At 72.6% G+C, this 10,389-nt stretch carries 10 protein-coding genes; all 10 read left to right on the plus strand.

Annotated features, from left to right (window positions below; all coding sequences use genetic code 11):
• Positions 1-114 precede the first annotated feature (114 nt).
• The 10 genes from ACFV1W_RS13205 to ACFV1W_RS13250 all read left to right on the plus strand — a co-directional run bounded on the left by ACFV1W_RS13205 (position 115) and on the right by ACFV1W_RS13250 (position 10,292).
• Complete coding sequence (locus ACFV1W_RS13205; RefSeq protein WP_380415890.1) at positions 115-999, plus strand: ABC transporter permease; 885 nt, start codon at positions 115-117, stop codon at positions 997-999.
• A complete protein-coding gene (locus ACFV1W_RS13210; RefSeq protein ID WP_380415891.1) occupies positions 992-1,894 on the plus strand; it encodes an ABC transporter permease in 903 nt (300 codons plus the stop codon). The genes ACFV1W_RS13205 and ACFV1W_RS13210 overlap by 8 nt, the downstream gene beginning before the upstream one ends.
• A 75-nt stretch (positions 1,895-1,969) precedes the next feature.
• Positions 1,970-2,929 carry an ATP-binding cassette domain-containing protein gene (locus ACFV1W_RS13215; protein WP_380415892.1) on the plus strand — a complete coding sequence of 320 codons (960 nt, stop codon included), beginning with the start codon at positions 1,970-1,972 and terminating at the stop codon, positions 2,927-2,929.
• A 120-nt stretch (positions 2,930-3,049) separates the two neighbouring features.
• A complete protein-coding gene (locus tag ACFV1W_RS13220) occupies positions 3,050-4,276 on the plus strand; it encodes a glycosyltransferase family 2 protein (protein ID WP_380415894.1) in 1,227 nt (408 codons plus the stop codon).
• Between the two features lie 203 nt (positions 4,277-4,479).
• Positions 4,480-5,775 carry a DUF445 domain-containing protein gene (locus ACFV1W_RS13225; protein ID WP_380415895.1) on the plus strand — a complete coding sequence of 432 codons (1,296 nt, stop codon included), beginning with the start codon at positions 4,480-4,482 and terminating at the stop codon, positions 5,773-5,775.
• Positions 5,776-5,934: 159 nt separating this feature from the next.
• A complete protein-coding gene (locus ACFV1W_RS13230; protein ID WP_380415908.1) occupies positions 5,935-6,954 on the plus strand; it encodes an adenosine deaminase in 1,020 nt (339 codons plus the stop codon).
• A gap of 141 nt (positions 6,955-7,095) precedes the next feature.
• Positions 7,096-7,668 carry a toxin-antitoxin system HicB family antitoxin gene (locus ACFV1W_RS13235; protein WP_380415896.1) on the plus strand — a complete coding sequence of 191 codons (573 nt, stop codon included), beginning with the start codon at positions 7,096-7,098 and terminating at the stop codon, positions 7,666-7,668.
• Between the two features lie 91 nt (positions 7,669-7,759).
• The gene (locus tag ACFV1W_RS13240; RefSeq protein ID WP_380415897.1) at positions 7,760-8,599 is read left to right on the plus strand and encodes a DUF4097 domain-containing protein; all 840 of its coding nucleotides are present in this window, start codon (positions 7,760-7,762) and stop codon (positions 8,597-8,599) included.
• A complete protein-coding gene (locus ACFV1W_RS13245) occupies positions 8,599-9,525 on the plus strand; it encodes an ATP-binding cassette domain-containing protein (RefSeq protein WP_380415899.1) in 927 nt (308 codons plus the stop codon). The genes ACFV1W_RS13240 and ACFV1W_RS13245 overlap by 1 nt, the downstream gene beginning before the upstream one ends.
• A 5-nt stretch (positions 9,526-9,530) precedes the next feature.
• Complete coding sequence (locus tag ACFV1W_RS13250; RefSeq protein WP_380415910.1) at positions 9,531-10,292, plus strand: ABC transporter permease; 762 nt, start codon at positions 9,531-9,533, stop codon at positions 10,290-10,292.
• The last annotated feature ends 97 nt before the right edge of the window (positions 10,293-10,389 follow it).

Below are 10,389 nucleotides of genomic sequence, written 5' to 3' on the forward strand. Positions count from 1 at the left end.
TGACAGCTCCGCTCGCCCGCCCGGCACCCCCGGGTACGGGCGGTCGGAGCCGCTGGGGTGTGTGCGGACGGCTGCGGACACCCGTCTGCCCGTATTTGTCGACAAGGAGACAATATGCAGAACGCTGCGCTCGTCGGGGCGAGGCCCCCTGATACCTCCGGTCGATCCGCGCCCGGGTCCGCCGCGGTCCGATCCGCCGCCGGGCTGTACGCCGCCGTCGCCCGCGGCGCCTTCCGCCGCTACTCGACCTACCGGGCCGCCACCCTGGCCGGCGCCTTCACCAACACCGTCTTCGGCATCATCCTGGCCTCCTCCTTCCTCGCCCTCTGGCAGGCCCGCCCGAACCTCGGCGGCTACGACCAGAGCCAGGCCGTCACCTACATCTGGGTCAGCCAGGGCCTGCTGGTCACCGTCGCGGTCTGGGGCGGGGGCTTCCAGGACGACCTCCAGGACCGCTTCCGCAGCGGCGACATCGCCGTCGACCTCTACCGGCCGGTCGACTTCCAGGGCTGGTGGCTGGCCACCGACCTCGGCCGGGCCGGCTTCCAGGCGCTGGTCCGCGGCACCGTGCCGATGGTGGTCGGCGCGCTGGTGTTCCGCACCCGGATGCCCGAACGCCCGCTGACCTGGGTGTTCTTCCTGCTCTCCGTCCTGCTCGCGGTGCTGGTCAGCTTCGGGCTGCGGTTCCTGGTCTCGATCACCGGCTTCTGGCTGCACGACTCGGAGGGGGTGCGCGCGGTGATGCTGGTGGTCTCGATGTTCTTCTCCGGAATGCTGCTGCCGATCGCGCTCTTCCCCGGATGGCTCGGCGACCTCGCCCCGCTGCTGCCCTGGGCGGCGCTGGTCAAGGTGCCGACCGACGTCTTCCTGGAGCGGGCGGACGGCGCCGGGCTGCTCCCGGCGCTGGGCTTCCAACTCGGCTGGGCGGCCGTGCTGCTGCTCGCGGGGCGGGGCGCGCAGTGGCTGGCCACCCGTCGGGTGGTGGTGCAGGGTGGCTGAGTCGTTCACCCCGGAGTCGTCCACCGCCGAGTCGTGGGCGGCTGAGCCGTACGCCGCTGAGCCGTACGCCGCTGCGTCGTTCCTCGCCCGGACGTCCTGGGCGGTCCGCTCCTGGTGGCTGTGCGCCCGGATGTGGATGCGCGCGATGATGGCCTACCGGGCCTCCTTCGTACTGAACCTGCTGGCCAGCCTGGTCACCCACTCCCTGGACTTCGTCGTCCTGGTGATCATGTTCCGGCACACCGACCGGCTCGGCGGCTGGAACCTGCCGGAGATCGCCTTCCTCTACGCCACCGCGACCTTCTCCCTCGGCATGGCCAACCTGCTGGTCGGCTCGGCCGACGGCCTCGGCGTGCGGATCGTGACCGGCTCGCTGGACACCATGCTGATCCGCCCCGCCCCGGCGCTCTCCCAGCTGTGTGCCGAACGCTTCAGCCTGCGCCGGCTCGGCCGCCCGCTCCAGGCCCTGATCGTGCTCGGCTGGTCGCTGGCCACCCTGGACGTGCACTGGACCTGGGACCGGGTGCTGCTGGTGCCCGTCCTGCTGGTGTGCGGCAGCGTCATCTTCGGCGCGGTCTACGTCGGCGGCGCCACCGTCCAGTTCTGGTGGGGCGAGTCCAAGGAGATCCAGAACTCCTTCACCTACGGCGGCGCGACCCTGCTCCACTACCCGCCGACCATCTTCGCCAAGGAACTGGTCGCCGGGGTGGTCTTCGGCGTCCCACTGGCCTTCGTCAACTGGCTGCCCAGCCTGCGCATCCTCGACCGGCCCGACCCGCTCGGGCTGCCCACGGCCTTCCAGTACGCCTCCCCGGTCGCCGCCGTGCTGTGCGTCGCCGCCGCCGGGACCGCCTGGCGGGCCGGACTGCGGGCCTACCGCGGCACCGGCAGCTGAGCCCCCCCGCTCCTCCGCACCCCGCTCCTCCGGACCCCGTTCGTCCGGACCCCGTTCCTCGCAAGGAGGATCCCCATGGCACTGATCGAACTCCAGGACGTCCACCGCACCTTCACCGTGCGCGCCCGCACCGGCCGGTTCAGCCGGGTCAGGCGCGAGGTGCGCGCGGTGGACGGGCTCAGCTTCACCGTCGAGGCCGGCGAGTGCGTCGGCTACATCGGCCCCAACGGCGCCGGCAAGTCGACCACCATCAAGATGCTCACCGGCATCCTCGTCCCCAGCTCCGGCCGGCTGCGCGTCGCCGGGGTCGACCCGGCCCGCGAACGCGTCGCGCTGGCCCGCCGGATCGGCGTCGTCTTCGGCCAGCGCACCACCCTGTGGTGGGACCTCCCGCTGCGCGACTCCTTCGAACTCGCCCGGCGGATCTACCGGATCCCCGACCGGCGTTACCGCGAGAACCTCGGCCGCTGCGTCGAACTGCTCGATCTGGGCGGCTTGTTGGACACCCCCGTGCGGCAGCTGTCACTCGGCCAGCGGATGCGCGGCGACCTCGCGGCCGCACTGCTGCACGACCCCCGGGTGCTCTACCTGGACGAGCCGACCATCGGCCTGGACGTGGTCAGCAAGGGCAAGGTGCGCGAGTTCCTGCGCGAGGTCAACCGCGAGCGCGGCACCACGGTGCTGCTCACCACCCACGACCTCACCGACATCGAACAGCTCTGCGGCCGGGTGATGGTGATCGACCACGGCCGGGTCGTCCACGACGGCGGACTGGACGGGCTGCACGCCGCCGGGCGCAGCGAGCGGACCCTGGTGGTGGACCTGGCCGAGTCCCGGCCGCCGATCGAGGTGGCGGGGGCACGGGTGGTGAAGGTCGAGGGGCCGCGCCAGTGGCTGGCCTTCCCGGCGCGGGAGAGCGCGGCGCCGATCGTCGCGGAGGTCGCGGCGCGGTACCCGCTGGTGGACCTCTCGGTGCGCGAGCCGGCCATCGAGGACGTGATCGCGAGGATGTACGCGAAGGCCGCGATCGGTTAGCGGTGCAGGGCGCGCGTGCGGATCCGGTCACCCGTACGGGGAGGGCACGTGACTCCCCGGCGGGCCGCCGAGTTGACGGTGCGAGATTCCGTTCGACTGCACCCGGAGGGCCGCCGCCCGATGTCCGCACCCGACGTGACCGTGGTGGTCGCGGTCCCCGACACCATGCCGTACCCCGCCGCCTGCCTGGACTCGCTGGTCGGGCAGTCCCTGGCGCCGGGGCGGCTGGAGGTGGTGGTCGTCGGCGACGGTTCCACGGACGGCGGCGAGGCGCTGCTGGACGGGTACGCCGCCCGGCACCCCGGGCTGTTCAGGGTGGTCCACCAGCACGACTCGGGCGGCCCGGCCGCCCCCGCCGACCGCGGCCCGGCGATGGCCCGCGGCCGCTTCGTGCTCTTCCTCGGCGCCGACGACCGGCTCGACCCGGAGGCGCTGGAGCGGCTGGTCGCGGCCGCCGACGCCTGGGGCTCGGACGTGGTGGTGCCCAAGCAGGTCGGGGTGAGCGGGCGGTTGGTGCCGCTGGGCCTCTTCCACGCCGGCGCCGGGTCGGCCGGCTTCACCGACTCGGCGCCGGCCCGGGCACTGACCGGTACCGAGTTGTTCCTGTTCGACCTCGTCCGGTGCCACGGGCTGCTCCACGACGAGGAGTCGAAGGTCTCCTCGGACCGGCCGTTCACCCCGGAGGCCTGCCTACGGGCGGGCCGGGTGTCCGTCCTCGCGGACCACGACCGCTACTTCCCGGTGCTGCGCGAGGACCGGGGCAACGTCACCGAGCGGGCCTCGGTGCTGGACCGGCTGCGCGGGATCGCCGCACTGCAGCAGGTCGCCGACGAGCTGGCGGAATCGGGGCATGAGCTGGACGACATCCGGGCCCGCAGCTTCGCCTGGGACGTGCCCCGGCTGCTCCAGGACGCCTTCCTGCTGCTGGACGACGGGCTGCAGCGGCGGGTGTGTGCCGAGGTCGGCCGGATGGTCGAGCGGTTCGGCGCCCGACAGGTTTACCACCGGCTGCCCGTCGCCGAGCGGCTGCGCCTCGAACTGGCCGCCGCCGTGGGGCCTGAGGCGCTGCGCGACCAGATCCGCTACGAGGCCGCGCACGGCGAACCGCCGGTGGTGGTCGACGGGCGGCGGCACTACGCGGGCTACCCGGCGTTCCGGGACGCCCGGCTCGGCCTGCCGGACGAGCTGTTCCTGCTGCGCGAGGAGCCGCCGTTCGAGGCCGCCCCGCCGCTCAGCCCCGCCCAGCAGCTGTGGCGCGGTGTCGTCCCGGAGCAGCTGCGGCGAGGACTGCGGCGCCACCCGGTGTGGCGCCGGCTCGCCAACTCGGCGAACCGAGGCCGGGGATGACCGGCCCCGGACGGCTGGCCCTCGTGGCCGCCCCCTGCCGGGCGGGACCGCCGGGCAGGAGGCGGCCGGGGGCGCCTGACGGGTCGTGGAGCGGGGTGCCCGGCTGGGCGCGGGCGGAGGGTTCAGGGCGTGCGGGCGCGGCTCGGGGCGGGTGATCGCGGGGCACGCCCCCGTCCGCGCGGGGCACCGGGCAGACTGGCGGGGTGAGTGACGAAGCCTTCAGCGGGACCGGCCCCGGGGTCCGGTTCACCGCGGCCGACGAGCAGAAGAGACGCGGCGTCCGCCGGATGAAGACCATCGCGACCGGCCTGCTGGCCTTCGCGACCCTGGTCTTCGCCCTCTCCACCTGGGCGGAGGCGGCCGGTGCCGGCGCCTGGGCCGGGTACGTGGCGGCCGCCGCCGAGGCGGGCATGGTCGGCGCGCTGGCCGACTGGTTCGCGGTGACGGCGCTGTTCCGCCGGCCGTTCGGCCTGCCGATCCCGCACACCGCGATCATCCCGACCAAGAAGGACGCCTTCGGACGTTCGCTCGGCGAGTTCGTCGGCGACAACTTCCTGGCCGGCCACGTGGTGCGCGGCCGGCTCGCCGCGCTCGGAGTTGGCCGTCGGCTGGGGGAGTGGCTGGCCGCGCCGGGCAGCGCCGAGCGGGTCACCAAGGAGGCCTCGGCGGCGCTGCGCGGTCTGCTCGCGGTGCTGCGCGACGACGACGTGCGGGTGGTGGTCGCCGAGGCGGTGACCAGGCGGGCCGCCGCCACCTCGGTGGCCGAGCCGATGGGCCGGATGCTGGGCAAGGTGGTCGCGGACGGCGGGCACCGGGGGGTGGTGGACCTGGTCGCCGTCCGGGCGCACGGCTGGCTGACCGCCAACCACGAGGACGTGATCCGGAAGGTCAGCCAGAAGACCCCGGGCTGGACGCCCAAGTTCCTCGACCACCAGGTCGGCGAGCGGGTCTACAAGGAGCTGATGCGCTTCGTCACCGACATCCGGGACGACCCGGACCACCCGGCCCGCGGCGCGATCGACAACTTCCTCGCCGACTTCGCCACCGAGCTGCAGACCGACCCGGAGACCATCGCCCGGGTCGAGCGGGCCAAGGTCGAGCTGCTGGGCCGTCCCGAGGTGCAGGACCTGATCAACTCCACCTGGGCGGCCGTGCGCACCCTGGTGATGGGCGCCGCCGAGGACGAGGACAGCGAGCTGCGCCGGCGCATCCGCGACGGCGTGCACCGCTTCGGCGAGCGCCTGGCCACCGACGCCAAGCTCCAGGCCAAGGTGGACGGCTGGCTGCAGGACGCCGCCCAGTACCTGGTCGACACCTACCGGGCCGAGATCACCTCGCTGATCTCCGAGACCGTCGCGGGCTGGGACGCCGACGAGGCCTCGCGCAAGATCGAGGCCAACGTCGGGCGGGACCTGCAGTTCATCCGGATCAACGGCACCGTGGTCGGCGCGCTGGCCGGGCTGCTGATCCACACCGTGGCGGTCGCCCTCGGCGGATGAGCCCGGGCCCGGCGGCCCGGGTTTGGGCCTATCCTGGGCCGATATTCGCGATACGCGCGTAGAAGCGCGGAGCAGAGGGAGAAGGGAACCACCGTGGTCCAGCCGGACGGAAGTCGGATCGGAAACCCCACTGGTAGCGGCAGCGCCGCGGACCGCAGCATCGAGTCGTTCATCGCCGGGATGCCCAAGGCGGAACTGCACGTCCACCACGTCGGCTCGGCCTCGCCGCGCATCGTCGCCGAGCTCGCCGCCCGGCACGCCGGGAACTCCAAGGTGCCGACGGATCCGGCGGCGCTCGCCGAGTACTTCACCTTCACCGACTTCGCGCACTTCATCGAGGTCTACCTGAGCGTGGTGGACCTGGTCCGCGACGCCGAGGACGTCCGCGCACTCACCTACGGCGTGGCCGAGGACATGGCCCGGCAGAACATCCGCTATGCCGAGCTGACCCTCACCCCGTACTCCTCGGTCAAGCGGGGCATCCCCGACGTGGCCTTCATGGAGGCGATCGAGGACGCCCGGCTGCGCGCCGAGAAGGACCTCGGCGTCGTCCTGCGCTGGTGCTTCGACATCCCCGGCGAGGCCGGGCTGGAGGCGGCCGAGGTCACCGCCCGCCTCGCCACCGAGCTGGCCCCCGACGGCCTGGTCAGCTTCGGCCTGGGCGGTCCGGAGATCGGCGTGCCGCGCCCGCAGTTCAAGCCGTACTTCGACCGGGCGCGCGCGACCGGTCTGCGCTCCGTCCCGCACGCCGGTGAGACCACCGGGCCGGAGACGGTCTGGGACGCGATCCGCGAACTCGGAGCCGAGCGCATCGGGCACGGCACCCAGGCGGTGAAGGACCCGGCGCTGCTCGACCACCTGGGCGAGCACCGCATCCCGCTGGAGGTCTGCCCGACCTCCAACATCGCCACCCGGGCGGTCGAGCGGATCGAGGACCACCCGATCAAGCGGATGGTGGACGCCGGACTGCTGGTGACGGTCAACAGCGACGACCCGCCGATGTTCGGCACCGACCTCAACACCGAGTACGCGGTGGCGGCGCGGCTGCTGGGGCTGGACGAGACCGGCGTGGCGGCACTGGCCCGCAACGCGGTGGAGGCCTCCTTCCTGGAGCGGGCGGGCAAGGCGCGGCTGGTCGGCGAGATCGACTCCTACCTGGCGGGCTGGCAGCAGGGCTGAGGTTTCCGCCGGTCACCCGCCCCGTCGACTCCGGTCGGCGGGGCGGTTCCGTTCGTGGCGCCGGACCGATCCCGGCGTATGGCGCCAAAGTGGTGCCACAAACAACTCGACATGGCACCATGGTTGTGCCATGCTCTGACCATGGACCTCACGCCGTACGTCGAAAACCTCCGGAACGAGCTCGCGGTGGCCGCCGCCACCGGCGGGGACGAAGCCCGTGCCCTGGCCGAGCGGCTGACGCTCCCGCTGGAGTCGGCCGTGCGGCTCACCCTGCTCAACGCCCTCTCGGCCGCCATGGGAGAAGTCACCCGTGACCTCGCCCCGGGCTCGGTGGACGTGCGCCTGCGCGGCCTCGATCCCGAGTTCGTGGTGACCGCCCCGCCCGGCGCCGACGCCTTCCACGGCGACGCGTCGCCCGCCGGGCCCGTGATGGCGCCGTCGGTGGTGCCATCGGTGGCGCCATCCGTGCCGCCCGTGGCGCCGGAGTCCGACGAGGCGGGCACCGCCAGGATCAACCTGCGCCTGCCCGCCAACCTCAAGGCGAGAGCAGAGGAAGCCGCCGGACAGGAGGGCCTCTCCCTCAACGCCTGGCTGGTCCGGGCCGTCGCCGGCGCGGTGGAGGGCGGCCGCCCGGTCGCCCGGCCGGCCGCCGACCTCGGCAGCCGCACCACGCGCAGCGTCGGCGGCCAGGGCTTCACCGGCTGGGTCCACTGACACCTCCGCACCACCGACCATCTGCCCCTGCAACGTCACCCCCGCTCCGACCAGCGGGAACACCCACACGAGCCAAGAGGACGGGACAGCCATGCCCACGTACGAGACCGACGGACCGATCTCGATCGCCCTGGACTTCGAGATCGGCTCGGTGTGGATCCGGGCGAGCAAGCGCACCGACGCGGTGGTCGAGGTCCGGCCCACGAACGCGGCACGGGACGCCGACGTCAAGGCCGCCGAGCTGACCCAGGTCGACTTCTCCGGCGGGCGGCTCACGCTCAAGGGCCCCAAGCAGCGCACCGTGTTCTCCAACCGGAAGGGCTCGGTCGAGATCACGGTCGAGCTGCCCGTCGGCTCCGAGGTGCACGCCGAGTCCCCGATGTCGGACTTCGTCACCGAGGGCCCGCTCGGTGACTGCCGGATCAAGACCTCCATGGGCCGGATCCAGGTCGACCGGGCCGAGAACGCCCGGATCAAGACCGACATGGGGGACATCCGGCTCGGCACCGCCAGCGGGAACGCCGAGGTGATCGGCTCCGGCCGGATCGAGGTCGGCACCGTCGGCGGCCGGCTGACGGTCAAGAACAGCAACGGCGACACCGAGATCGACGAGGTGCGGGGCGAGCTGACGGCCAACTCCTCCAACGGCCGGATCCACGTCGGCTCCGCCGAGGCCGGGGTCGAGGCCAAGACGGCGAACGGACCCATCCGGCTCGGCCGGATCGTCCGGGGCAAGGTCAACCTGCAGGCCGGCGTCGGGGACGTCGAGGTGGGCATCGCCGAGGGCACGGCGGCCTGGCTCGACGTGCACAGCAAGTTCGGCGCCGTCCGCAACGAGCTCGGCCCGGCGCAGGGTCCCGGCGACGCCCCGGAGACCGTCGAGGTCCGTGGCACCACCCAGGTCGGCAGCATCACCGTCCGGAGGGCCTGATGGAGGCGATCTCAGTGGTCGGACTGACCAAGTCCTACGGGGACAAGGCGGTCCTGCGGGGCATCGACCTGTCCATCCCGGCGGGCACGGTGTTCGCCCTGCTCGGGCCGAACGGCGCGGGCAAGACCACCACCGTGGAGATCCTCTCCACCCTGATCCCGGCCGACGGCGGCTCGGTCCAGGTGGCCGGCCACGACCTCGTCCGCGAGGCCGACGGGGTGCGGAAGGCGATCGGGGTGACCGGCCAGTTCTCGGCGGTGGACAACCTCCTCACCGCCGAGGAGAACCTGATGCTGATGGCAGACCTCAACCACCTCCGCCGTCGGGAGGGGCGGAGGCGGGCCGAGGAACTGCTGCGACGCTTCGAACTCACCGAGGCCGCGCACAAGCCCGTCGTCACCTTCTCCGGCGGCATGCGGCGCAAGCTCGACCTGGCGATGACCCTGGTCGGCGACCCCAAGGTGATATTCCTGGACGAGCCGACCACCGGGCTGGACCCGCGTAGCCGGCGCACCATGTGGGAGATCATCCGGGGCCTGGTCGCCGACCACGGGGTGACGATCTTCCTCACCACCCAGTACCTGGAGGAGGCCGACCGACTCGCCGACCGGATAGCCGTCCTGGACGGCGGCCGGATCGTCGCCGAGGGCACGGCCGAGGAGCTGAAGCGGATCGTGCCCGGCGGGCGGATCCGGCTCCAGTTCACGGACGCAGGCCAACTGGGCGCCGCCGCCGCACTGTTCGACTACGCCGCCGCCGACGCGGAGGCCCTTCGACTGGACATCCCCGGGGACAACTCGGTGATCACCGTGAAGGCCGTGCTGGACACGCTCGACAACGCCTCCGTGCGGGCCGAGTCGTTGGTCGTGGAGACGGCCGACCTGGACGACGTCTTCCTGCAACTCACCGGGGAGGGTGCGCGATGAGCGCGATGACGACCTACGCGGTCAGCGACTCGCTGACCATGCTGCGCCGGAACCTCAAGCGCGCCCAGCGGTATCCGGCGATGACCTTCTCCGTCGTCGTGATGCCGGTGATGATGCTGATGCTCTTCAACTACGCCTTCGGCGGGGCGCTGGGAGTGGGCATCGGGGGCGGGAGCTACATCGACTACGTGACGCCGGGGATCGTCCTGATGACGGCGACGGCCGGTTCGGTCGCCACGGCGGTGGGCGTCTGCGTCGACATGACCGAGGGGATCGTCAACCGGTTCCGGACGATGGCGATTTCGCGGTCGGCCTTCCTGACCGGGCACGTGGTCGGCAGCGTGATACAGACCCTGGTCGCGCTGGTGCTGGTGATCGGAACGGCCTTCGCCATGGGGTTCCGCTCCAGTGCGGGGCCGGTCGAGTGGCTGGCGGCGGCCGGGCTGCTGCTCTTCGTGACGCTGACGCTGACCTGGATCTCAGCGGGCATCGGGCTGGTCTCCAAGACCCCGGAGAGCGCGAGCAACACGCCGCTGCCGCTGACCTTCCTGCCCTTCATCGGCAGTGCGATCGTCCCGCCGGATTCGATGCCGACCGTGCTCCGCTGGTTCGCCGAGTACCAGCCGTTCACCCCGATCATCGAGACCCTGCGAGGCCTGCTGATGGGCACCCCGATCGGCAACAGTGGCTGGACAGCCCTCGCCTGGTGCACCGGCCTCACCCTGGTCGGCTACGTCTGGTCGCGGAGCGTCTTCTACCGGCGGTGACGGGGGTACAGCCGGTAGCCGCCGGTTGGGGGGGGGGGGGGGCGCTATGAACCCCCACCCCCCCGCCCCCCCCCGAGTCCGGAAGCACCGGCTCCCC

Origin of the sequence: Kitasatospora sp. NPDC059648 (assembly GCF_042734825.1) — a bacterium.
Taxonomy (GTDB): domain Bacteria; phylum Actinomycetota; class Actinomycetes; order Streptomycetales; family Streptomycetaceae; genus Kitasatospora.